Annotated in this window: 21 protein-coding genes and 3 tRNA genes; 14 read left to right on the forward strand and 10 right to left on the reverse strand. The window is 65.0% G+C overall.

Annotated features, from left to right (window positions below; all coding sequences use genetic code 11):
- The first annotated feature begins 81 nt into the window (after positions 1-81).
- The gene (locus tag LJ362_RS04510; protein ID WP_264800976.1) at positions 82-1,242 is read left to right on the forward strand and encodes an o-succinylbenzoate synthase; all 1,161 of its coding nucleotides are present in this window, start codon (positions 82-84) and stop codon (positions 1,240-1,242) included.
- 52 nt (positions 1,243-1,294) lie between these two features.
- Here LJ362_RS04510 and LJ362_RS04515 read toward each other — a convergent pair whose 3' ends face one another.
- Both LJ362_RS04515 and LJ362_RS04520 read right to left on the reverse strand, forming a co-directional pair.
- Positions 1,295-2,005, reverse strand: a complete 711-nt coding sequence (locus LJ362_RS04515; protein WP_264800977.1) for a hypothetical protein — start codon at positions 2,003-2,005, stop codon at positions 1,295-1,297.
- A gap of 15 nt (positions 2,006-2,020) precedes the next feature.
- The gene (locus tag LJ362_RS04520) at positions 2,021-3,592 is read right to left on the reverse strand and encodes an alpha/beta hydrolase (RefSeq protein WP_264800978.1); all 1,572 of its coding nucleotides are present in this window, start codon (positions 3,590-3,592) and stop codon (positions 2,021-2,023) included.
- A gap of 59 nt (positions 3,593-3,651) precedes the next feature.
- On the opposite strand from LJ362_RS04520, the gene menD reads away from it, so the two are divergent.
- Positions 3,652-5,430 carry a 2-succinyl-5-enolpyruvyl-6-hydroxy-3-cyclohexene-1-carboxylic-acid synthase gene (menD, locus tag LJ362_RS04525; protein ID WP_264800979.1) on the forward strand — a complete coding sequence of 593 codons (1,779 nt, stop codon included), beginning with the start codon at positions 3,652-3,654 and terminating at the stop codon, positions 5,428-5,430.
- A 58-nt stretch (positions 5,431-5,488) separates the two neighbouring features.
- On the opposite strand, the gene LJ362_RS04530 is transcribed toward menD, so the two are convergent.
- Both LJ362_RS04530 and LJ362_RS04535 read right to left on the reverse strand, forming a co-directional pair.
- Positions 5,489-6,061 (reverse strand): chorismate-binding protein, encoded by a 573-nt coding sequence (locus LJ362_RS04530; RefSeq protein WP_264800980.1) that lies wholly within the window; start codon positions 6,059-6,061, stop codon positions 5,489-5,491.
- On the reverse strand, positions 6,058-6,858 hold the full coding sequence (locus LJ362_RS04535; protein WP_264800981.1) for a hypothetical protein: 801 nt from the start codon (positions 6,856-6,858) through the stop codon (positions 6,058-6,060). Before LJ362_RS04535 ends, LJ362_RS04530 begins: the two co-directional genes overlap by 4 nt.
- A gap of 82 nt (positions 6,859-6,940) precedes the next feature.
- Between LJ362_RS04535 and LJ362_RS04540 the strand changes: the two genes are divergently transcribed.
- From LJ362_RS04540 to LJ362_RS04555, 4 genes are all read left to right on the forward strand, one after another.
- The gene (locus LJ362_RS04540; RefSeq protein WP_264800982.1) at positions 6,941-7,669 is read left to right on the forward strand and encodes a demethylmenaquinone methyltransferase; all 729 of its coding nucleotides are present in this window, start codon (positions 6,941-6,943) and stop codon (positions 7,667-7,669) included.
- Positions 7,670-7,671: 2 nt separating this feature from the next.
- Positions 7,672-8,973 carry a geranylgeranyl reductase family protein gene (locus LJ362_RS04545; protein ID WP_264801771.1) on the forward strand — a complete coding sequence of 434 codons (1,302 nt, stop codon included), beginning with the start codon at positions 7,672-7,674 and terminating at the stop codon, positions 8,971-8,973.
- Positions 8,974-9,067: 94 nt separating this feature from the next.
- The gene (locus LJ362_RS04550) at positions 9,068-10,078 is read left to right on the forward strand and encodes a polyprenyl synthetase family protein (protein WP_264801773.1); all 1,011 of its coding nucleotides are present in this window, start codon (positions 9,068-9,070) and stop codon (positions 10,076-10,078) included.
- A gap of 69 nt (positions 10,079-10,147) precedes the next feature.
- On the forward strand, positions 10,148-11,215 hold the full coding sequence (locus LJ362_RS04555; RefSeq protein WP_264800983.1) for a permease: 1,068 nt from the start codon (positions 10,148-10,150) through the stop codon (positions 11,213-11,215).
- Between the two features lie 63 nt (positions 11,216-11,278).
- On the opposite strand, the gene LJ362_RS04560 is transcribed toward LJ362_RS04555, so the two are convergent.
- The 4 genes from LJ362_RS04560 to rarD form a co-directional block, all read right to left on the reverse strand.
- Entirely contained in the window at positions 11,279-12,022 is a 744-nt protein-coding gene (locus LJ362_RS04560) for a hypothetical protein (RefSeq protein WP_264800984.1), read from the reverse strand.
- Positions 12,019-12,936, reverse strand: coding sequence for an ABC transporter ATP-binding protein (locus tag LJ362_RS04565; protein ID WP_264800985.1), 918 nt, complete (start codon positions 12,934-12,936; stop codon positions 12,019-12,021). The genes LJ362_RS04560 and LJ362_RS04565 overlap by 4 nt, the downstream gene beginning before the upstream one ends.
- Before the next feature lie 3 nt (positions 12,937-12,939).
- Complete coding sequence (locus LJ362_RS04570; protein WP_172174274.1) at positions 12,940-13,341, reverse strand: GntR family transcriptional regulator; 402 nt, start codon at positions 13,339-13,341, stop codon at positions 12,940-12,942.
- A 186-nt stretch (positions 13,342-13,527) separates the two neighbouring features.
- Complete coding sequence (gene rarD / locus LJ362_RS04575; RefSeq protein ID WP_264800986.1) at positions 13,528-14,439, reverse strand: EamA family transporter RarD; 912 nt, start codon at positions 14,437-14,439, stop codon at positions 13,528-13,530.
- Positions 14,440-14,618: 179 nt separating this feature from the next.
- Between rarD and LJ362_RS04580 the strand changes: the two genes are divergently transcribed.
- Complete coding sequence (locus tag LJ362_RS04580) at positions 14,619-16,037, forward strand: FAD-dependent oxidoreductase (protein ID WP_264800987.1); 1,419 nt, start codon at positions 14,619-14,621, stop codon at positions 16,035-16,037.
- Between the two features lie 355 nt (positions 16,038-16,392).
- Positions 16,393-17,319 carry a GTP pyrophosphokinase family protein gene (locus LJ362_RS04585; RefSeq protein WP_101546780.1) on the forward strand — a complete coding sequence of 309 codons (927 nt, stop codon included), beginning with the start codon at positions 16,393-16,395 and terminating at the stop codon, positions 17,317-17,319.
- Between the two features lie 95 nt (positions 17,320-17,414).
- Here the strand turns inward: LJ362_RS04585 and LJ362_RS04590 are convergent, their stop codons facing one another.
- Positions 17,415-17,906 carry a YajQ family cyclic di-GMP-binding protein gene (locus LJ362_RS04590; protein ID WP_025776659.1) on the reverse strand — a complete coding sequence of 164 codons (492 nt, stop codon included), beginning with the start codon at positions 17,904-17,906 and terminating at the stop codon, positions 17,415-17,417.
- Between the two features lie 160 nt (positions 17,907-18,066).
- Between LJ362_RS04590 and LJ362_RS04595 the strand changes: the two genes are divergently transcribed.
- A tRNA-Tyr gene (locus LJ362_RS04595) sits at positions 18,067-18,148 on the forward strand.
- Between the two features lie 137 nt (positions 18,149-18,285).
- Positions 18,286-18,816: a DUF1992 domain-containing protein gene (locus tag LJ362_RS04600; RefSeq protein ID WP_264800988.1), complete on the forward strand. Its 531-nt coding sequence runs from the start codon at positions 18,286-18,288 to the stop codon at positions 18,814-18,816.
- Here LJ362_RS04600 and LJ362_RS04605 read toward each other — a convergent pair.
- A complete protein-coding gene (locus LJ362_RS04605) occupies positions 18,731-19,075 on the reverse strand; it encodes a hypothetical protein (protein ID WP_264800989.1) in 345 nt (114 codons plus the stop codon). The genes LJ362_RS04600 and LJ362_RS04605 overlap by 86 nt on opposite strands.
- Before the next feature lie 372 nt (positions 19,076-19,447).
- Here LJ362_RS04605 and LJ362_RS04610 point away from each other — a divergent pair, with 372 nt between their 5' ends.
- The 4 genes from LJ362_RS04610 to LJ362_RS04625 all read left to right on the forward strand — a co-directional run bounded on the left by LJ362_RS04610 (position 19,448) and on the right by LJ362_RS04625 (position 21,998).
- Positions 19,448-20,248 (forward strand): glycerophosphodiester phosphodiesterase, encoded by an 801-nt coding sequence (locus tag LJ362_RS04610; RefSeq protein WP_101546776.1) that lies wholly within the window; start codon positions 19,448-19,450, stop codon positions 20,246-20,248.
- A 134-nt stretch (positions 20,249-20,382) separates the two neighbouring features.
- Positions 20,383-20,455, forward strand: a tRNA-Thr gene (locus tag LJ362_RS04615).
- Positions 20,456-20,482: 27 nt separating this feature from the next.
- A tRNA-Met gene (locus tag LJ362_RS04620) sits at positions 20,483-20,556 on the forward strand.
- A 662-nt stretch (positions 20,557-21,218) separates the two neighbouring features.
- Positions 21,219-21,998 carry an intradiol ring-cleavage dioxygenase gene (locus LJ362_RS04625; RefSeq protein ID WP_320109153.1) on the forward strand — a complete coding sequence of 260 codons (780 nt, stop codon included), beginning with the start codon at positions 21,219-21,221 and terminating at the stop codon, positions 21,996-21,998.
- The last annotated feature ends 57 nt before the right edge of the window (positions 21,999-22,055 follow it).

Raw genomic sequence — 22,055 nt, forward strand, 5'->3', positions numbered from 1 at the left:
GCGGTCCGGGGCCGGGCGGCGGACGGTGAGGTTCCGAACGGCAGGCAGGAGTGGCCGGGGCGGCGGGGTTAGTCTGGGCTCATGGCCGATTTCGTACGTTCGCACACTGGCGCATTGGACTCAGAGGCTCCGGCTGCCGCACCTCTTGATCTGCCGCAGCGCTTCGATGAGGTCATCGAGGACCTGCATGTGGTGCGGCTGCCGATGGTCACCCGGTTCCGCGGCATCACCGAACGTGAGGTCGCCGTCTTCGCCGGCCCTACCGGGTGGGCGGAGTTCTCCCCTTTCGTCGAATACGGCACCGAGGAGGCCAGCCGGTGGCTGCGCGCCTCCCTCGAAATCTCCGGGCTGCTCCCGCAGAAGACCGCGCTCGCCGAGGCGGCCCCCTCCATCGTTCCCGTGCGCGGTTCCAGTCCGGCCGTGGCGGAGGCGGGGACGAGCGGTGAGACCGTCGACGTCAACGGCACCCTGCCCGCCTGTCCACCCGATCAGGTAGCACCGATCCTGTCGCGCTATGACCGGGTCGGCACCGTCAAGGCGAAGGTCGCCGAGCACGGATTCGCCTCCCTCGACGAGGATCTGACACGCCTGCGGGAATTCCGCAGGCTCTGCCCCGAGACCACGCTGCGCCTGGACGCGAATGCCGGATACACGCTCAGCGAGGCCCTTGATGCCTGTGAGGCATTTGCCGAGTTCGACCTCCAATACTTCGAACAGCCGGTGCCCGAGGTCGAGCAGCTGGCCGAACTGCGCGCTGAGCTTGCCCGGCGAGGACTGCCGATCATCATCGCCGCCGACGAATCCATCCGCAAAGCCGAGGACCCGCTGCGCGTGGCCGAACTCGGAGCGGCCGAGGTCATCATCGTCAAGGTCCAGCCGCTGGGCGGGATCGGCGCCGCCCTCGAAGTCATCGGCGCCTCGGGCCTGCCTGCTGTCGTGTCCTCGGCTCTCGAGTCATCCGTCGGCCTGGCCGCCGGAGCCGAACTCGCCGCCAGACTGCCTCGCACCGATCGCAGCCGGGACATCCTCGGTGATCGGGTTGCCTGCGGGCTGGGCACCGGGCGCCTCTTCACCGCCGATGTCGTCGCCGAGGATGAGGCCCTGACTCCGGTCGACGGGGCCATCCCGGTCACGCGAATCGTCCCGGACCCTGACCGCATGGAGCAGCTGGCGGTGGATCCGGGACGATTCGCGTGGTGGGCCGACCGGCTCCAGGATTGCTGGAGCGCCCTGCGAGGCTGAGCCGATTCTGATTGAACTGATACCGCCTGAATCGACTCGCGGGCGAACCGGCTCAGCCTGCGTTCTTCACCGCGTCGACGAAGGCACCGGCGGTCTTCGTCACGGTGGCCTCTTCGACATCGGCGATATTGGAAACGGCCACGACGTTGTTGCCGACGAGGGCGTAGACCATGCGCAGGTTCATTGCTGTCTGTCCGCCGGCCTCGACGGAGGCGACGATTCCATTGGTCTCGTCTGCCCCGTCGACTTTGGCGTCGAAGGTCTTGTACTCCATCGACATCTCGACGCCGGCGGTCTTGATCTTCACATCGCTGCATTCTTCTGCGATCTTCGAGGCGCCCTCGATCTGGGTCTGTGCGCCGTCCACATCGTCATAGCTCGACAGGGCCGCGGAGAGGATGTTGTCGGTGGAGGTTCCAGCGACCGTGGTGCCTTTGGAGGCGAGGTTGGCGTTGAGGAGGTTCATGGTGATGTCTTTGCACTTGGCCGGTTCGAACTCAGAACTCTCCAGGGCCTTGACGGCCTCGCTGGAGGAATTGCCGGCACCGTCGACGGCCTTGAACGATTGACCCTCGGCCTTGGTCGACTCAAGGATCTCCTTGAGCTTCGCCTCATCGAGTTTGCTTGCCTGCGGGGTCTCTTCGGCTGACGCCTGCGAGGAGTCACCGCCGCTGTCAGCCTGGTCCGGCTTGTCTCCTCCACCCGTGCAGCCGACGAGGGAGAGTCCGGCGAAAAGAGCGACGGCGGGGAGTATGCGTTTCATGGTTGACCTCTCGAGTCAGCGTTCTGAAGAATCAGCGGCCGTCGATTCGCGACCGCTCTCAATATAGACGCCAGTGGGATCGTCCGTGGATTCTGTCTGTGACGGATCTGGAACATCGGCTGTGGACCTTTCGCCATCGACCGCTGCCGCACGATCGAATGCTGCCGCACCGTGCCTGCGGTCGGCTGCCGCGTCGACCCCCGCCGAGGCGATCCGCACCGTGGTCACCTCGTCCTGTCCCAGCGTGGCGAAGTGAGCGGTGCGCTTTCCGGGGATGATCGGATCGTGCATGGCCGCGGCCAGGCGACCGGTGAACGTCAGCCGCCCCTTCTTGTCGGCCTTCTGCTGATAGGCATTGTCCCCCCTGGGACCGGACACGTTGATGTCGTAGCGGCGGCCGGGATCGAAGAGACCGGGAGTGCGCACACGGAAGCTGCCGGTCCCGGTCAGAGAGAAGCCGGCGGCGCTGACGGCGTCGAAGCGCACCACCTGCGCGCGACGACGGGAGATCTCCACCCGCCACCCATGGATATCGAAGAGGGCATGACCGGTGAGGAAGGTGAACTGTCCGCCATCGGCCACGCGATCGGTCCGACCGCGATCCGAACTCGCATAGTCGCGTCGTTTGGCGAGAGTCTTCAGCCAGGCTCCGAGCTCCCGTTCCCAGCTCGTCCAGTTGTGCAGGCCGCTGGTGCGCGGAAACCAGGAATGGCGGATGCCGAGGGAGTTGAGACGGGCGGAGAAGCGCTCGCCCTGCGAGCTGATCATCGACTCCAGAAGGTCACGATCCTTCGCGTCTTCGAGGCTGCCGGAACCGGCGCTGAACCACAGGTCGAGACCGCGGAGGTTCTCGGCCAGAGCGTACGGGGAATTCGCCAGCCATTCGCTGCGATCGAGGGCGGGATCGCCGAACAGGCTCAGCGACCGCGCGCCTTCGCGCATCGCGATGATATCGAAGGCGGGCACGGTCGATAGGGGATCCAAGGGCGAGGAGAACGCGGCGGCCGATCCGTACCTGTCGGGATGCCAGGCCGCGTACTTCATCGCCCCGTACCCGCCCATCGAGAGCCCCGCCACCAACTGGCTGCCGGGTGCCCAGTCGACGGAGAAGTTCGCTCTGAGGAAGGCCGGGACCTCCTCGGTGTGGAAGCGCGGCCAGTCGTGGACCTCGCTGCCGACGGCCAGACGCGAATAGGTTCCTGCCCCGCCGTCGGGCATGACGACGAGGTACGGGGAGTCGAGGGTGAGTTCCTCAGCGGAACCGAAATCAGTCCATGAGCGGAAATCATCGCCGCCTCCGTGGAAGAGGTGGATGACGGGGCTGACCTCGGCGGGAATCCCCGGCAGCAGTACGCGCACGCCGACGGTGCGGCCGAGTGCGGGGGAGTAGAGGAAGAATTCGCGCAGCCTCGGCGAGAGTTTCCGTTTGTCCCGGATATGCCAGGTCCGGGCATCCTTCCCGCGGGGTTCGGGGCCGAGGAAGGAGGTGGTCTGGTCGCGAGCGGGATAGCGTCCGCGATGGGAGCGGGCCGCGGTCAGAGTGCGGATGGCTCGTGCTCCCATCGCAATGATCAACGAGCGGCGCATTTCTCGAGGTTAGAGGGCGGAGGTGAACCACAGGTGGTCAGGTGGTTGAATATCAGGTGATGTCGAATTCGAGCGCGGTGGCGCAGCAGATTGCCCGAAGCCTGGTCCAAGCCGGGGTCAGTGATGTCGTCTTCGCCCCCGGTTCACGGTCCGCTCCCTTGGTCTATGCTCTGGCTCCGCTCGCCGAGGCGGGGCTCATCCGCACGCATGTGCGCGTCGACGAGCGTGATGCCGCTTTCCTCGCCCTCGGCCTGGCCCGCGGTCTGCGTGCGCGCGGCAGTGAGTCCGCCGTGGCGGTCGTGACGACGTCCGGTTCGGCCGTGGCCAATCTCCATCCCGCCGTCCTCGAGGCATCGTACGGGCACCTGCCGCTGTTGGCGCTGACCGCGGATCGTCCCGCTCGGCTGCGCGGAACTGGAGCCAACCAGACCATCGACGACCAGTCGCAGGTGCTCAGCGATGTCCGTGCCCGCTTTGACGTCCCCGCCGGCGACACCGCCGAGGCGGTCCACCGAGCGATGTCAGACGCCGTGGCCGCAACATTGGGATCACGCTCGGACACCGCCACCGAGGCGGCCGGCCCCGTCCACTTCAATGTGCAGTTCGACACCCCCTTGGTTCCCACCCCGGAGGAGTTGGACACGTGGAAGAGCGAGATCAAGGGGCTTGCCGAGACCCGAGTCGCGAAGGCCGAGCCCCGCATCGACATCGGCGCAGGGAACGATTCGCAGACGTCTGTCGAAGTCACCATCACCGAGGGGACGGTCATCGTCGCCGGAGACGCCGGAGGGCATTCGGCCGAATCGTTGCGTGCGCTCGCTGAAGTTCACCGTCTTCCGGTGCTTGCCGAACCCTCGAGTCCTCTGGCCCGCACCGCTGTTGATTCGAAGGAATCCTCGACTTCCGGATCATCCGAACCCTCGACGGTCGTGCCGGCTCATGCCCGTGTGCTCAGCGAACACCCCGAGCTGCGCGAGGCGATCCGCACCGTCATCGTCCACGGAAAACCGACCCTGACCAGGCCCGTCGCCGCACTGCTCGCCGACGACACCGTGACAGTGCAGCGCATTCCCGACGCCGTCGACGCATTCGACCTGACCGTCCGCGACGAGAGGACCGTCGCGGACGACGGGAGGGCTGCGGGCGAGACGCAGGGCGCCGCCGCCTCGGGGCTGACCTGGGTACGCGCCTGGACCGACGCCGGGTCGTCCCTTGTCGCAGCCGCGCGAACAGAGCGGTCTGCGGAACGATCCCCGGAACCGAGCACGGGAGAGAACCCGGGGGCCGCCTCGGCGAGGGATTTCCAGGTGACCGCTCGAGCGGTCACCGAGCAGTTGGCCACTCAGGACATCACACTCTTCGTGGCCAGCTCGAACTCGGTGCGCTATCTCAGCGACGCCACCGACATCCGAGCCCGCATCCACGCCTCACGCGGACTCGCCGGAATCGACGGACTGATCTCGACGACGACAGGACTGTCCTTGGGCCTGGGAGAGCCGGTCGTCCTGCTCATCGGTGATATCGCCATGCTCCACGACATCGGCGGACTGCTCACACCGAGTCACGAAGACGCCGGTGACGTGACGATCGTCGTGCTCAACGACGACGGGGGAGCGATCTTCTCCGGACTCGAACACTCTCAGCCCCATCTCGAAGGATTCCTGGAACGATATTTCACCGTCCCCCACGGCCGCGGATTCGCCGACCTCGCTGCGGGATACGGATGGGACCACGAACAGGTGACCAGCGCAGAGGAATTCGAAACGGCTCTCGGCACGATCGACGGTCAGCGAAACGCAGGTGTTCGGCGGATCATCGAGGTGACCGAACCGCGCTGAGCGACGGAATACTCACCGGTCCTCCGACAACAGGGAAGGCGCGGTGAACACGACGAGGTCAGTCTCGGTCGAGACCGAGCGCCCGACGCATCGGAGCGAGCTTCGCGTTCGTCTCGTCCACCTCGGTGGCGGGATCCGAGTCCGGCATGATCCCGGCTCCGGCGTACAGTCGGATCCGGTTGCGGTCCTCGAGCTGACCGCAGCGCAGGGCGATGCCGAACTGGCCGTTGCCGCGCCCGTCCATCCACCCGACGGGACCGGAGTAGCGTCCGCGGTCGAGGGGTTCGAGTTCATCGACGTGCGCCACCGCGCTCGCCTGCGGGTACCCGCCGACGGCGGCAGTGGGGTGGACCGCTGCGGCGACGTCGAGGGCGGTGAGCCCGGAATCGGGGGAGAGGCTCGCCTGCGCATCGGAGGCCGAATGGATGACATTGGCCAAAGGCAGCAGGTGGGGGCGCTCATCGACGGTGACATCCTCGGCGACCGAACCCAGACTGCGCTGCAGGGAGGCGATGGCGAACGCATGTTCGGTGCTGTCCTTGTGCGCGCTCAGCAGCTTCCGAGCCGCCGGCATCTCCTCCGTCGGGTTCTTCTCCACCCGATAGGTCCCGGCCAACACTCGTGAGGTCACTCTGTTGTTCTCGACCCCGATGAGCAGCTCCGGGGTGACCCGATGAGACCGGCGATGTCGAAGGTCCAACAGCTCGGGTAGCTGCGGTTGAGCGCACCGAGCACCGCACGCACGTCGATGTCCTCTTCGGTGGTGACGACTTCGTCGCGGGCGAGGACGATCTTGCGCAGAGTCGGATCATCCGCGAACGCGTCCACCTCCGCCGAGGTGTCGATCGGAGTGAGCATGGCGGCGACCTGTTCGACCAGCCGGGACCATTTCTCGGGATCGAGATCCCCGGCCTCGGCCCGGGCCGATCGCACGCGCTGCAGCGGTTCGGCATGGAGGATCGGCGGCAGAGGAGGCTCCTCGGCCGTCGAGATCGAGGTCAGCCACACGCGGCCGCCGCGGCGACCGAGGACGAATTCGGGGACATGGATGATCGAATCGACCGCGGATTCCCCCGAATAGGCGACCGTGGCAAAGCACATGAGCCCGGAACCGAGCAGATCGACCTCATCCTCGACCTCAGCCGCCTCGGTGATGGCCTTCCACGCGTCCGAGAGTTCGGTGAACCTCTCAGGGCCGCGGGCCCGAATGCGCAGGGTGCGGCCGAAGCCGATGAGGCCGGAGGTGTCGCGGACCCAGCAGGAGAAGCCGTCGGTGGGCAGCAGCTCGAGAGTCTGCTCCACGGTCGTGGGCAGACCCGATTCGAAGGGGAAGCCGGGCCCGGGATCGACGTCGTCGACGAAACGGGAGCGCACACGCAGACGCGGAGGGGCGGAGAGGATGTCGGAAGTGCCGAAAATCGTAGTCATGTCGCCACGATTCTAGTTCAGGATCTCAACTGCCGGGGATCCGGATTCGCCCTCCCGGTTCAGGTGTTGAGAGAATATGGTCATGAACCGTGCCAAGCTGGACAAACAGCCCGCCGACGTCGCCTCGATGTTCGATGATGTCGCTTCCCGCTACGACCTCACGAACGATGTCCTCTCCTTAGGATTCGCCCGTGCCTGGAGGCGCACCGTCGCCCATTCCGTGGCCGCCGGACCCGGTGAGCGCGTGCTCGACCTGGCTGCCGGCACCGGCACCTCCTCGATGACGTTCACCCACCACGGCGCCGAGGTGGTGGCAGGGGACATCTCCACGGGAATGCTCGCGGAGGGACGTCGTCGGCACCCGCAGATCGACTTCATCTACGCCGATGCGATGGATCTGCCCTTCGCCGATTCGAGCTTCGACGTCGTCACGATCTCCTTCGGCATCCGCAACGTCCACGATGTCGACCTGGCGCTCACCGAAATGCTGCGCGTGCTCAAGCCCGGCGGACGTCTCGTCATCTGCGAATTCTCCACTCCGACGCTCGATGCCTTCAGCCTCGTGTACAAGGAGTACCTGATGAGGGCACTGCCGCCCCTGGCTCGTGCAGTGTCCTCGAACCCTGAAGCCTACGCCTACCTGGCCGAGTCGATCCGTGCCTGGCCGAACCAGGATGCTTTCGCCCATCAGATCCTCGACGCCGGCTTCGACCAGGTGAAGTACCGTAACCTCACCGGCGGAATCGTCGCCGTCCATCATGCCCTCAAACCCGCCGAGGCGGCCGACACCACGGAGCCGGCCCAGCCTTGACGATGAATGAGTTCGATGCCGAAGTCGTCGTCGTCGGTGCCGGCCCGGCCGGCTCGGCGATCGGCGCCTACCTCGCCCAGGCCGGGCACGAGGTCATCATCCTGGAGAAGTCAGGGTTCCCGCGCGACAAGATCTGCGGCGACGCCCTGACTCCGCGTGCGGTGAAGGAAGCCGGCTACCTCGGAATGGACCTGCCGGAATCCGACGGTTGGCACCGCAACAGAGGGCTGCGCCTCATCGGCGGCGGCCACCGGCTCGAACTCGACTGGCCCGAGATCGACGGCACCCCGAACTACGGGGTGACCCGTCCACGGATGAGCATGGACGAAGCCTTCGCTCGTCATGCCCAGCGCAGCGGGGCCCGGCTCTTCGAACAGGTTCGCGCAATGTCTCCCGACGTGGGCGACGACGGGTGGATCCGCGGAGTCCACGCCTCCGGAACAGACCACCGCGGTCGCCGAGTGGGCCCCGAAGCCCACTTCCGGGCACCGATCGTCATCGCCGCCGACGGAGTCTCCTCCCGCCTGGCCGTGTCGATGGGGCTGGAGAAGCGCGACGACCGTCCGATGGGAATCGCCGCCCGCGCCTATCACTCGACGCCACGGCACGCCGATGACTACATCGAGTCCTGGGTGGAGATGCGGTCGAAGAACGCGGCCGGGGAGTCCGAGACCCTGCCCGGATACGGGTGGATCTTCCCCCTCGGCGACGGCACCGTGAACATCGGTGCCGGACTGCTCGACTCCTCACCCCAGTTCAGATCCGTGGATCTGCGCGGAATGATGAGCCAGTGGATCGCCGACATGGGCCACGAGTGGGGCATCGACGAAACCACCTCGCTGGGTCCGATCAAATCCGCGGCCCTGCCGATGGCCTTCAACCGCACGCCGCACTTCCACCGGGGGCTGTTGCTCGTCGGCGACTCCGGCGGAATGGTCAACCCGTTCAACGGCGAAGGCATCGACTACGCCCTGGAATCCGCGCGCATCGCCGCCGAGGTGATCTCCACCTATTCGCGCTATCCGCAGGCCGTGATGCGTCGCCGGCTGGAGGAGTACCCGGCTCTGCTCGGAGACTCCCTGGGCGGCTACTTCACCCTGGGACGCGTTTTCGCCTCGATCATCGGCCACCCTGCGCTCATGCAGTTCGGAATCAAGTACGGTATGGGTGTTGACGTTGTGATGGAGTTCGTCGTCAAATTGTTGGCGAACCTCTACCGCGACCCGAAGGTCTCCGAGGCCGATCTCATCGACAGGATCATCTCGGCCCTGACCCGAATCGTCCCGGCCACCAGCAATGTCTGAGCGCAAGGACCACGGTGAGACCACAGTGAAGAACTCTGAGCGCAAGGGCTGCGACAACACCATGCCGACACCGACTACGACGAATGACGAGGACATGAGCCACCCAGCCTCTCCGGCCACCTTCACCGGTGACGACGCCCAGCTCGCGGCAGAGCTCTCGACTCAGTTGGAAACCGTGGAGGCCCGTCTCTACGAGGTCACCGAACAGACGCGGAGACTGCCGGACGAGACATCGAAGCATCTGCTGGCCGCCGGCGGAAAACGCGCCCGTCCGAACCTCGTGCTGCTCACCGCCCGCCTCGGCGATGCGGAGAACGACGACATCATCGATGCGGCCGTCGCCGTCGAACTCATCCACCTCGCATCGCTGTACCACGACGACGTCATGGACGATGCTCCCGTGCGCCGCGGTGCGAAGGCCGCCCATGAGGTGTGGGGCAACTCGGTGGCGATCCTCACCGGCGATCTGCTGTTCTCCAAGGCTTCCGGCGTCACCGCGAAGCTCGGTCCCGAAGCCGTGCGCATCCAGGCCGAGACGTTTGAGCGTCTCGTCCTCGGTCAGCTCAACGAATTCGCCGGCCCGCCCGAAGGCGCCGACGAGATCGAGCATTACATCCAGGTGCTCGCCGACAAGACGGGATCGCTCATCGCGACCTCGGCGCGCTTCGGCGTGATGTTCTCCGGAGCCGATTCGGCTCTGGCCGAGCCCGTCCGGGTCTTCGGCGAACGCGTCGGTGTGGCCTTCCAGCTCGCCGATGACATCATCGACCTCACGACCACATCCTCTGAGTCGGGGAAGACCCCGGGTACGGATCTGCGCGAACGGGTTCCCACCCTGCCTGTGCTCTATGTTCGGGCGGCTGCCGCCGCCGGGGATATCTCCGCCGCCGAAGTGGTCGACCTCCTCGACGCGGATCTGACCTCCGATGATGCCCTGGAAGCCGCCCGTGCGGCGCTGGCAGCGCATCCGGTGACGGAGAAGGCCCGAGCAGAGGCTGCGCGCTGGGCCGATGAGGCCAAGGCGGCTCTGGCGCCGCTGCCGGAGGGCCAGGTCAAGGAATCGCTGTTCGCCTTCGCCGACTCCGTCGTCGCCCGCACCTCCTGAGCTCCCGCCCCTCACCGTTTCTCTTCTGTCTCCCAGCCGTCTCGGCACAGGCACAAAGGAAATACCGCGATGACGCAGACCTCAGCTTCGGCACCGATTCGGACTCCGCAGAGGCTCGGCGCCGCCGACTGGATCGGCCTCGGCGTACTCGCTGCGCTGCTCGTCGTCGGTCTGAGCTGGTCGAAATGGCTGCCGTATTGGGACAAGGCGTGGACGATGAGTCAGACGTCTCTGTGGGACGGTGCCCCGCTGTTCGATGCCGCCGGGGACACGGTGTCGCTGTCGGGCGCGTGTGACTTCACGCTCGTGTATTTCACCGCCGTGTGGAAGGCGCTGCTGGTGGCGCTGCTCGTCGCGGCGGCTATCGACGCTCTGGTGCCACGTGACTGGCTGCTGAGGCTGCTCAACCGCCGCAGCCACACCGGTCAGTCCCTCATAGGCGCCGCCTTGTCGACGCCGTCGATGATGTGCACCTGCTGTGCGGCACCGGTGGCCGCGGGCCTGCGGGACTCGGGTGTGCGCCGTTCGGCCGCTCTTGCCTATTGGGTCGGCAATCCGCTGCTCAATCCCGCGGTCATCATCTTCTTGGCCCTCGTCCTGCCGTGGCAGTACATGGCGGTGCGCATCGTCTTCGCGCTCCTCGTCGCGGTCGGTGCCGCCGCGCTCATCGGACGGTGGGTGAGCGGACCCGCCGAGGCGGCACCCGGGCCCGCACCCGCCTCGGCGAATCTGCTGTCTCTTCCCATGCGCTACCTGCGGTCCTTGGCCAGGTTCACCCTCATCCTCGTGCCCGAACACCTCGCGCTCGTCTTCGTCATCGGGCTCATCGCACCGTGGCTGACCGGTGTCTTCGGGCTCGAAGCCCTGTTGGGTGCCGGTGCTGTGCTCATCGTGGCGGTTGTGGCGACCCTGCTGGTCATCCCCACCGGCGGAGAGATCCCGATCATCCTCACCCTCGTTCCCCTCGGGGTCGGGGCCGGTGTCACGGGTGCCCTGCTCATCGCTCTGCCGGCTCTGAGCATCCCCTCGATGGTCATGGTCGGCAAGGCGATGGGGTGGAAGACGACGGCAGCGATGGGAGCGGCCGTGGCGGTTGCCGCGGTACTGGCCGGGGGAGTGCTCGCGGTGCTCAGCTGAGCTGCTGACCGCGGCGCTCCGCCTCGGTGAGGGTAGGACCGCCTCGGCGAGGGCATCGGCGGACTATGTCGTCAGGCGACGAAGCGTGAGGTACGAGCCCAGGGCGAAGACCGCGGTCAGCCCCAGTGCCCACAGGGCCAGGCCGATTGCCTGCGCACCCACGATCGCCGCCCACACTTGGGGCCAGGCCCGATTGACGTTGATCCACGCGGCTCCGGCCAGCAGTGCCAAGGCGATGCCGGTGAGGGAGATCGTGAGGATGAGAGCGCCGGCGCGTTTGTAGAAGATCGCAAACCAGAAGCCGAGGACGAAGCACAGCATTGTGAGCACGAAGTAGACGAACCCGGCACCGAGTGGACCGTGTTCCCACACCCACGGCAGGTAGGCGAAGTAGCCGCCTAAGCCATAACCGTCGGTGGCCTGTTCGATGAGTCCCAGGACGACGAAGACTGCGGAGATGCCCGCGGCGCTGATCGCAGCCGCCGTGAGGGAGCCGAGGCAGAACTCCCGTCGGGTGAGGCTCATGGCCTGGGAGAAGTAGAACGTGAGGTTCACCGCCTGTGCACCGACGATGGCGAAGTACCACAGCGGCGCTTGCGAACCTCCGCTGTACATCTGGGAGTCCACGCCTGCGGAGGCGATGATCCAATAGATGATGAGCGTGATGAGCCACGCGGCGACAAGAATGAGCAGGGGCACCCAGACGAAGGTCTGTGTGTTCGTGAACTGCAGACGGACGACGCCGAGGATCCGGTTCTTCGGTCGTGACGTGCGGGCTCCAGGCGGGTGGTCGATGACGGCGGTCATGATTGCAGGCTCCTTGAGTCGGTCTCCGCTGCTGATGACTCGGCGAGGTCCGTCTGAGTGCTGCAGACGACGAGCTGCTGCAGGGAGACGGGAGTGAGGTCGAGGTTGGCGTCGGCGATGAGTTCGCGGTCGGCATTGCTGAGGTGGCCGAGCATCGTCACCGAGGCGACTCGGCCGAGCGATTCGCGGTGGATGACTTCGCGACCGGCGACGAGCCGATTGACCGCGTCGGCGTCTCCGACGACGTTGACCGCTCGATTGCGGACCTCCTCGGTGGTCTCATCCATGATGATCCGGCCGTGGTCGATGACGATGACCTTCTCGATGAGATCGGCGACCTCGTCGATGAGGTGGCTCGAGAGCACGATGGTGCGCGGAAATTCGGCGTAGTCGGCGATGAGACGGTCGTAGAAAGTCTGCCGGGCCACGGCGTCGAAGCCGAGGTAGGGCTCATCGAAGAACGTGATCTCGGCCCTGGACGCGAGGCCGATGATGACTCCGACGGCGGACTGCTGACCGCGGGAGAGCTTCTTGATCGGCGTCTTCAGCGGCAGATCGAAGTCAGCGACGAGTTGGTCGGCGAAGTCCTGATCCCAGTGCGGGAAGAACAGACGGGCGTTGGTCAGGGCATGCCGGGCATTCGAATCGTCCGGATACTTCTGGCTCTCGCGGACGAAGCACATGCGATTGAGCACGCGGGCGTTCTCATACGGGTCCTCCCCGAAAACCTCGACGTCGCCGCTGGTCGCGAAGTTCTGGGCCGTGAGAATGGACATCAGCGTGGTCTTGCCGGCGCCGTTGCGTCCGAGCAGACCGTAGATCGAGTCCTCATCGATGCTCAGGCTGACATCGTCGAGTGCAGTGGTGGTCTTGTACGTCTTGGTGAGGCGGCGGACCTCGACGACGGCGTTCATGGGTCATCCCTTCGCTGCGGTCGGATCGAGTGCGGTGGTCAGGTGGAGTTCTCGGGAGCGCTCTTCGATGAGCGCGATCACGTCCTTCGACCCCAGCCCGAGGCGATTGGCCTCATTCAGCAGGGGGCTGATGAAGTTCTCGGAGAAGGTGGTCCGGTGTTCGTTGATGAGCAGAGCGCGGGCCCCCTCGGTGACGAACATTCCGATGCCGCGACGCTTCTCCAGCACGCCTTTGTCGACGAGCCGGTTGATGCCTTTGGCGGCGGTGGCCGGATTGATGGAGTAGAAGGTCGCGAGCTCGTTCGTCGATGGTGCTCGGGAGAGTTCGGGCAGGGTGCCGTTGAGGATCGAGTCCTCGACCTTCTCGGCGATCTGAGTGAACAGGGGTTTGGCGTCGTCGATCACATTCGGCTCCATGTGAGTTGGTTAGTTACTTAACTAATGAACCATGATGCCAGAGGTGGTGTCAATGGCTGGAGACGATCCGACCGGATAAATCCGGACCCGACCCAATTACTACCTGACGGCGGCTCAGCAACCTCGCGCGAGGTTGCTGAGCCGCCGTCAGGTAGCAATAGGGAGGTGTCGGGGTCAGCGGCGCCGGCTGTGGCGGATCATGTCCGTGCACAACAGGATCACGGCGATCCAGATGACGAAGAATCCGATCCAGCGGGTCATCGACATCATCTCGCCGAGCACCGTGACGCCGAGGGTGAATTGGATGGTCGGGGTGAGATATTGGAGCATGCCCACCCAGGACAGCGGGATGCGGCGGGCGGCGGCGCTGAAGAGGATGAGCGGGATCGCGGTGGCGGGCCCGGTGATGATGATGACGAAGACGTGCCAGCCGCCGAATCCGGAGAACGTCTGCAGCCCCAGCGAGCCGAGGACGATGAGGTAGATCGTCGAGGGAACGGCGAGGACGAGGCTTTCGACAGTCATGCCTTCGAGTGCGCCGACTCGGCTGCCGACCTTGTTCTTCACCAGCCCGTAGAGGCCGAAGGACAGGGCGACGGTGAATGCGAGGTAGGGGACTCGGCCGAGTCCGATGCCGACGATGATGACCGCGAGCAGACCGAAGCCCACGGCCGTCCACTGCAGTGGACGCAGCTTCTCACCGAGGAAGACCACGCCCAGACCGATGGAGATGAGCGGGTTGAGGTAGTAGCCGAGTGAGATCTCGACGAGTTGGTTGGTTTCGACCCCGTAGATGAACGTCGTCCAGTTGATGGCGATGAGCACCGAGGCCAGAAGCAGCAGGCCGAAGAGGCGCGGTGAGCGCAGAATCTGCCAGGTGCGCAGGAACCCGCCGGTGAAGACGAGGAGGATGGCGCAGAAGACCAGCGACCAGATGACTCGATGGGAGACGAGTTCGAGAGCGCCGGTGGGGGCAGCGGCGGCGAAGAGCAGCGGCATCACGCCCCACAGCAGGTAGGCGGAGAATCCGTTGATCAGGCCGGCACGGCGAATTGCGCTCTCATCGGGGGCAGGGTTCTGGCTCACATGCTTCAGTCTAGTGAGGGCTGGGCTCGGGGGAGCCGGCGGGACCGCCCGTGAGATGGCAGGGCGGCGAGGGATGCAGTCTGCTGACCAGGCGGCGGTGATGCGAGTTTGGTCACGTCATTGTAAGGATGACCTACATTGACGATAGACTCGGTGGGACTGAACAGAGAGGTGTGAGAATGACTCGTCCCTTCCGGGTGGCCATCGTCGGCGCCGGTCCTGCTGGGATCTACGCGGCCGATCTCATGACAAAGGCGGAGCGTGACTTCGATCTGAGCATCGATCTCTTCGATCGTCTGCCGACTCCCTTCGGGCTCGTCCGCTACGGAGTCGCTCCCGACCACCCGCGGATCAAGGGCATCATCAACGCCCTGATCAAGGTCCTCGACCGAGGCGACATCCGCCTGTTCTCCAATGTCGAGTACGGAGTCGACCTCCACCTCGAAGAGCTCACCGACCGCTATGATGCGGTGATCTTCTCCACCGGCTGCTTCGTCGACGCCGCCCTTGACCTGCCCGGCATCGATCTGCCCGGATCCTACGGCGCCGCGGACTTCGTCAACTGGTACGACTCGCACCCCGACGTCTCGCAGTCCTGGCCGCTGGATGCCGAGCGCGTCGCCGTCATCGGCAACGGCAACGTCGCCCTTGACGTCGCCCGCGTGTTGGCGAAGCAGGCCGACGATATGCACACCACGGAGATCCCCGATCACGTGTACGAAGGACTGAAGTCGTCGAAGGTCACCGATGTCCACATCTTCGGCCGTCGCGGACCTGCTCAGGCTAAGTTCACCCCGCTCGAGCTACGCGAACTCGGCGCCGTCAAGGACGTCGACCTCATCGTCTACCCGGAGGACTTCGAGTTCGACGAAGGGTCGATGCAGGCGATCGAGTCGAGCAACCAGACCAAGCAGGTCGCGAAGACGCTTACGGACTTCACCATGCGCGAACCCACCGGAGCGAAGCGGCGTCTCCACCTGCACTTCCTGCACTCACCGGTCGCCATCCTCGGCGAGGACAAGGTGACGGGGCTGCGCACCGAACGCATGGAACTCGACGGCTCCGGCGGTGTCAACGGCACCGGCAGCTTCCACGACTGGGAGCTCGACGCCGTCTACCGTGCCGTCGGCTATGCGGGCACTCAGCTGCCGCAGCTGCCTTTCGACGATCGCAAGCGTGTGATCCCGAACCACGAGGGTCGCGTCGTCGACTCCGATGACCAGACCGCGGCCGCCGAGGCCGATGTCGTTCAGGGCGTGTACACCACTGGGTGGATCAAGCGCGGACCCGTCGGGCTCATCGGCCACACGAAGGGCGATGCGCTCGAGACCATCGGCCACATCCTCGACGACCGTGCCGCCGGTGCGCTCACCGATCCGGTGTATCCGGACGAATCGGCCATCATCGAACTCCTCGAATCCAAGGGCATCGACTACGCCGATTGGGAGGGCTACCACCGCGTCGAGGCCGCTGAGAAGGCGGCCGGCGAGGTCGAGGGACGTGAGCGGATCAAGCTCGCCACCCGTGAAGCCATGCTCGCCGAGGCGCGCGGACACGTCACCGCCGAATCCGTCGGCCAGCCGACGGCCGGCAGCTGAGGTATGCCACCGGGCGCTCTTCGCGCCGTCGGAGTGTCACACATAGCTGAGGCCTCCCGCGCCGTTCGAGCGCCACGCACGACCGTGGCACCTCCCAGGGCTTAGGCATCCTGCACCGTTCGTGCCTTACCCTCCGCTTAGCCTTACTTCCTCCACTACTGGGGCCATCTGGCACCGGCAGTGCCTTCTCTTCCCGTTGCAACGGGGAGACGAGTCGCTGCCGGTGGCTGATGCTTCCACCGCGTAGAGTCGGAGACGTCCAGACCACGCCAGCGCACACCAAGTCGCACCAGCGTGCAGCAGATCGCACCCGCGAGCGTGGACCATTGCGCTGAAGGCCGGCAGGGGAGACCGCGTGAGAAACGAATCGCAGCTCAAAACGATCGTCGAACGTGCCTATGTCGAACGGCTCAACGCCTGGCAGACGGCGGCGGTGCGGATCAAACACTGGCTGACCGAACAGCAGAAGGGCCTGCTCAAGGACAAGGACATCTCCCGCCTCGACGTCGACGGTCATCGGATCAAGGACGCGGCACGGACCCTGGCGAAGCTGACGGAGAAGACCGACGACGATCCAGATCTGACGATCACCTCCGCCGAGGATGTCGAAGACCAGATCCGCGACATCGTCGGCGTCAAGGTGCTGTGCAAATCACCGCGTGACCAGTCGATGATGTTCGCCGCGCTGCGCGATCCCGATCAGCTTGGCGCGTTCGAACTCATTGAGTGGAAAGACTACACGGACCCGCCGAAGGCCAGCGGCTACCGTGCCTGCCACGTCATCCTGCGCATCCCGTCTGACCAAGGGCCGCCCGTCTTCGCCGAGATCCAGGTCAAGACCCGGCTCCAGGACGCCTGGAGCGAACTGACCCATGAGGACATGTACAAACCCGGCGCTGCGATGAAGCCGAGCAAGCTGCACGGCGAATTCGCCCGTGCCATGGCGAACATGCTCGCGACCGTCGATGACATGGCCGATACCCTCGCCGTCGAGCTCACCGCGCTGACGAACCCGGAACCCGTCGTCGAACTCGACGAACTGCGGGAACAGGACACGGGCATCGACGTTCGGGTCCGCGCGACCGGCCCGAAATACGCGCTCGCCGTCGACGGCTCGGGACGCCAGGGCCTCATCCCCGCCTTCGCCATCCGCGAACTCAGCGGCCAGAAGGGCACCATCAAGGTCAATGATTTCATCCACCTCGACGATCGCCTCCGGGCCAGCGTCGAAGAGGACTCGAAGGGTCTGTACTACATCCCGCTCGAACTCCCCGAACACTGACCGGCCTCTTGCGGATCACAGCGTTACGGGCGAATACGACACCGGCCCGGTCCGCACTCAGCAGTGCGGATCGGGCCGGTGTGGTGCGCTGGCAATCAGCGGTAGTTCGTGAACTGCAGGTCGACGTCTAGGTCCTGTCCCTTGAGCAGGGCGATGACTTCCTGCAGGTCGTCGCGCTTCTTCGAGCTCACGCGCAGCTCATCACCCTGGATCTGCGCTTTGACGCCCTTGGGGCCCTCGTCGCGGATGATCTTCGAGATCTTCTTCGCATTGTCCTTGTCGATGCCCTCTTTGAGGGACGCGTCGATTCGGTGCTCCTTGCCGGAGGGGTACGGCTCACCGTCCTCCAGGGACTTCAGCGAGATTCCGCGCTTGACCAGCTTCGACTGGAAGACGTCGAGGATGGCCTTGACTCGGTCCTCGCTGTTGGCCTTCATCTGCACGGCTTCCCCGCTCCAGGCGATCGATGCATCGGTGCCGCGGAAGTCGTAGCGGGAGTTGATCTCCTTCGCCGCCTGATTGAGCGCGTTGTCGGCTTCCTGACGGTCGACCTTGCTGACGATGTCGAATGAGGATTCGCTGGCCATGAATGCTCCTTTGTCTGCAATCGGTGATGCCCGCCTGAAACGGGCGTGGCTGTTGGGTCCGAGTCTAGTCGAGGCCCCGAATTGTGATCTGCGTCTACCGAGTTGGAGATTCGGGTCCGGGCCTTGTATTCTTTTCAGGTGCTCATCGAGCGCTGACTGCGGCAGATTGCCCGAGCGGCCAAAGGGAGCTGACTGTAAATCAGCCGGCATTGCCTTCATAGGTTCGAATCCTATATCTGCCACGCAGAACGGAGAAGCTCCGTGACCGAGAGGTCACGGAGCTTCTCTCATTTTCCACCTGTTCCCTTGCCCAGTCGCCCGACCGACGCCTACCGTGTGAGGACAAAGCGGAAATGCTCCGCCGAGGAGGGCCGAACCGATGAGCGATGACACGGACGATGCGCAGCCGCCTCGGCGTTTGAATTCGCTCGAGGACCGCAACGCTGTCGTCGAATCCGCTCTCGACCGAGCCATCAAGCGCGGGGACTTCGACGATCTGCCGGGCCGCGGTAAACCGCTGACCGGTCTGCACGGCTCATCCGATCCCGACTGGTGGATCAAGCAGAAGATGGATTCCGAGGGCATCAACGGTGTCGCTCCGGCCGCTTTCCAGCTGCGCAAGGAGAACGCCGTCCTCGAGGACACCGTCGACGCCTTCACCGAAGAATCTGACGTCCGCGACTACCTCGCCGGCTTCAACGCCCGGGTGCGGGAGGCCGTGATGGATCTGCGCGAGGGTCCGCCCGTGTTCACTCCGCCTCGCAACGTGGAAAACGAGATAGCCGCATGGCGGCGGCGTCGGAATGCGAAGAAGTACGACGCCGTCACCGAGGCGGAACCCGGGGACCAGCCCGCCGATCAGGCGTCGGCGGGTTCCCCTCGGCGATGGTGGCCTCGTTTCCGTCGCTGATGCGGGAACGAGCGGTGGCGCTGTCTTCGGCGAGGTTGACGGCGATCGTGGTGCACACCAGGCCGAGGATGGCCATTGGCAGGTCGAGTCCGTAGCTCGAGATCGCCAGGGACTGGACGACGAAGAGGGCGACGGCGACGACGAAGACCGGACAGGTCAGCCACCAGGCTCCGGTGCCGGGATCGGGCATCGGGTGCCACAGCAGCTGGATTCCGGTGAGCAGGATGATGGCCGGCACGTGCCATAGGTAGGCGGACATGAGCCGGCTGCTGAGGAAGAACACGATGGCGCGGGCTTGAGCATCACTGGCTGTGGGATCAGCGAGCCCATGTGGAAGAGCAGAGGTGCAACGAGGAAGGTGTATGCCTGAAGCAGCAGTGAATCCTCGATCACCGTTTCAGGGACTACGCCGATCTTCAGCTTCCATGGTGAACCTTCGCATTTAGGAACTGAGGTACCGCACAAGATATCCGCTGCAGTCGTGCCTGTGTCGAAAGTGAGGTGAGTTCCCATCATCCGCGCCGCGTCCGCGGTGCGTTCCGCTCGACGGCGGCATCGCCTCCGCGGCTGACCCGTGGAAGTGCGACCGCCTGTCATGCGACTTTGTGCTCTCAGGGCATAGGCTGAAGCCATGAGTTTTCAGCAGTTCCTCCACGAGCGGGGCATCGTCGAACGCCCGGGATCCGGCAGCCGCCCACTGGTGATCGCCCACCGCGGCTATTCCGCCGTGGTTCCCGAGAACAGCCTGGCCGCGGTCGATGCCGCACGCGCCCTCGGTGTCGATCTCATCGAGGTCGACACCTCGACCAGCGCCGACGGCGTCCCCGTCATCCTCCACGACCCGGACCTGGACCGAACCACGAACCGAAAGGGCCCCGTGGTCAATCTCACCGCCGAAGAGCTGTCGTTCGTCGACGCCGGCTCGTGGATGGGGCCGGGCTTCCATGGAGTCCGCATACCGACCTTGTCGGCCGTGATGCGAGATATCCAGCACCAAGGCGGTGAGTTGCTGCTCGAGCTCAAAGGAGAGTGGTCATCGGGTGCGGTGGCGAGGATCTCGGAGCTGGTGGTGGAGACCGGCATTGCCGACCGGATGGTCGTCCAGTCGTTCAATCTCGAAACACTTGAGACCTGTCGAGACATGCTGCCGATGGTGGCTCGCTTCCTCCTGCGCATGGTTCCGAAACCCGAGGACATCGAGATCGCTCGCGATCTCGGGGCGGTGGCGATCAACCCCTCGTACAAAGGGTTCTCCATGCGCAAATCCGTCGTCACCGAGATTATGGACAACGACCTCGGTGTCTTCGTCTGGACTGCCGACGAGATGAACGAATGGAGGGAGCTCCTCGGGGCCGAGGTCGACGGGATCATCACGAACCATCCCGGTCGTCTGCAGGGCTACCTTGCGGGGCGATTCGACCCCGTGGAATGAGTGTTTTTCCTGGTGAAGGCGGTTCAGGCTGGAGCTCTGTGTGAGGTTTGGCTGGAGATCGCGAGACGTGTGAGTGACGTCACTGACACCCGATTTGCCCAGAGTGAGCGAACCCGTGTAAATTCTTACCTGTTGCCCCGATAGCTCAGTCGGCAGAGCATCTCCATGGTAAGGAGAAGGTCAAGGGTTCGATTCCCTTTCGGGGCTCTCGTGCCGCCTAGAATGCGGCGCTGGGGCGGGGTAGCTCAGCTGGTTAGAGCGCACGACTCATAATCGTGAGGTCGGGGGATCGAGTCCCCCTCCCGCTACCGATCAACTCCCTCATCAGGATGACGAATCCGATGGGGGAGTTTCTGCGTCCGGGAACTCCTTGAGGCTGTGTTGCGCGACTCCTTCCGGCCATGTCGGCCTTACTCTGTGATATACGCCACAGACGGCACAAGCGCAGTGACAACGTCGGCAAGAGCCTCTCTTCCCAACACACCCGGCAGCGACCGCCGACTCATCCTGCGGGGCGCCCCCGCTATTGGAAGAGGCGGTCGGCATAGTCAGGGACAGACGCTCGGACGACGGCACCTGCACTCAGGACCATCGCCTTGACGCCGACGTCTGGTTCCACGTCGACGCTCCGGTCCGCGACCCCTCGAAATGGGTGACCCTGCAAGCCCGGCGAGCCCTCGACTGGTGGGACGGAACACAAACCGACTGAGCATCCACAGCCGCGGCCCAGAAACGCCACAGTCCCACGCCAGAGCCGGTCACCACGATGGTGTCATCACACATCATCGAAGGCAGGACAGCTCAAGGCTCACGTACCCGAACCGGACCGGACCCCCAAAGGACCCGCCTACGAAGGCAGGCTCCTCGACCGTCCCGACGAAGAGGTCGTCGACCAAGGCGCCTCCTTCGACATCCGCACCCACTTCAGCCGGCGAGGAGTTCTCGGGCTCGTCGCGCCGGCGTCGGCACCATGGCCCTGGCCGCTTGCACCTCCGGGGCCATGGGATCGACGCAATCGAGTTCGAGCGGCAGCGGATCGGTCACCGAGATCCCCGACGAAACGGCCGGTCCGTATCCGGCGGACGGATCGAACGGACCGGACATCCTCGAAGAATCCGGAATCGTGCGTTCGGACATCCTCTCGAACATCGACGGGACCGACACCGTCGACGGTGTGCCCCTGACATTCACCCTCAAGGTCACCGATATGGCCGGTGACAATGCTCCATTCGAAGGCGCCGCCGTCTACGCCTGGCACTGCGACGCTCAGGGCCGCTACTCGATGTACTCCGACGGCGTCGAAGACGCGACCTGGCTGCGCGGCGTCCAGGTCGCCGACGCAGCAGGAGAAGTCACCTTCACCTCCGTATTCCCCGGCTGCTACTCCGGCCGTTGGACCCACATCCACTTCGAGGTCTACCCGGACGTCGATTCGATCACCGATGCCGAGCACGCCATCGCCACCTCGCAGATGGCGCTGCCCGAAGACGCCTGCAATGCAGTCTTCGCTCTCGAGACCTACGACGGATCGGCGAAGAGCCTCTCTGCCATCTCACTCGACGACGACAACGTCTTCGGTGACGACGGAGGAGAGCAGCAACTCGCCACGATCAGCGGCGACACGGATTCCGGATACACCGCCACGCTCGATGTTCCCGTCGACACCGACACCGAACCGACCGGCGGCGCAGCCCCGGGAGGCGGCGGTGAAGGACAAGCCCCACCCGACGGTGCCCCCGAAAAGCCCTGACAACTCCGAGAAAGGCTCACCATCATCCTGCACAACCTCACGGGCTGGCACGCCCTC

Source organism: Brevibacterium sp. JSBI002 (genome assembly GCF_026013965.1).
Lineage (GTDB): Bacteria > Actinomycetota > Actinomycetes > Actinomycetales > Brevibacteriaceae > Brevibacterium.

What these genes read in the sequence shown, in the direction of transcription:
- LJ362_RS04510 (WP_264800976.1), top strand. Translation starts at nt 82, where the DNA reads ATGGCCGATTTCGTACGTTCGCACACTGGCGCATTGGACTCAGAGGCT.
- LJ362_RS04565 (WP_264800985.1), bottom strand. Translation starts at nt 12,936, where the DNA reads ATGAACGCCGTCGTCGAGGTCCGCCGCCTCACCAAGACGTACAAGACC.
- LJ362_RS04605 (WP_264800989.1), bottom strand. Translation starts at nt 19,075, where the DNA reads ATGTCCGCCTACCTATGGCACGTGCCGGCCATCATCCTGCTCACCGGA.
- LJ362_RS04610 (WP_101546776.1), top strand. Translation starts at nt 19,448, where the DNA reads ATGAGTTTTCAGCAGTTCCTCCACGAGCGGGGCATCGTCGAACGCCCG.
- LJ362_RS04550 (WP_264801773.1), top strand. Translation starts at nt 9,068, where the DNA reads ATGAGCCACCCAGCCTCTCCGGCCACCTTCACCGGTGACGACGCCCAG.
- LJ362_RS04520 (WP_264800978.1), bottom strand. Translation starts at nt 3,592, where the DNA reads ATGCGCCGCTCGTTGATCATTGCGATGGGAGCACGAGCCATCCGCACT.
- LJ362_RS04560 (WP_264800984.1), bottom strand. Translation starts at nt 12,022, where the DNA reads ATGACCGCCGTCATCGACCACCCGCCTGGAGCCCGCACGTCACGACCG.
- LJ362_RS04625 (WP_320109153.1), top strand. Translation starts at nt 21,219, where the DNA reads ATGGCCCTGGCCGCTTGCACCTCCGGGGCCATGGGATCGACGCAATCG.
- LJ362_RS04515 (WP_264800977.1), bottom strand. Translation starts at nt 2,005, where the DNA reads ATGAAACGCATACTCCCCGCCGTCGCTCTTTTCGCCGGACTCTCCCTC.
- LJ362_RS04600 (WP_264800988.1), top strand. Translation starts at nt 18,286, where the DNA reads ATGAGCGATGACACGGACGATGCGCAGCCGCCTCGGCGTTTGAATTCG.
- LJ362_RS04590 (WP_025776659.1), bottom strand. Translation starts at nt 17,906, where the DNA reads ATGGCCAGCGAATCCTCATTCGACATCGTCAGCAAGGTCGACCGTCAG.
- LJ362_RS04535 (WP_264800981.1), bottom strand. Translation starts at nt 6,858, where the DNA reads ATGACTACGATTTTCGGCACTTCCGACATCCTCTCCGCCCCTCCGCGT.
- LJ362_RS04540 (WP_264800982.1), top strand. Translation starts at nt 6,941, where the DNA reads ATGAACCGTGCCAAGCTGGACAAACAGCCCGCCGACGTCGCCTCGATG.
- LJ362_RS04545 (WP_264801771.1), top strand. Translation starts at nt 7,672, where the DNA reads ATGAATGAGTTCGATGCCGAAGTCGTCGTCGTCGGTGCCGGCCCGGCC.
- LJ362_RS04580 (WP_264800987.1), top strand. Translation starts at nt 14,619, where the DNA reads ATGACTCGTCCCTTCCGGGTGGCCATCGTCGGCGCCGGTCCTGCTGGG.
- LJ362_RS04555 (WP_264800983.1), top strand. Translation starts at nt 10,148, where the DNA reads ATGACGCAGACCTCAGCTTCGGCACCGATTCGGACTCCGCAGAGGCTC.
- menD (WP_264800979.1), top strand. Translation starts at nt 3,652, where the DNA reads ATGTCGAATTCGAGCGCGGTGGCGCAGCAGATTGCCCGAAGCCTGGTC.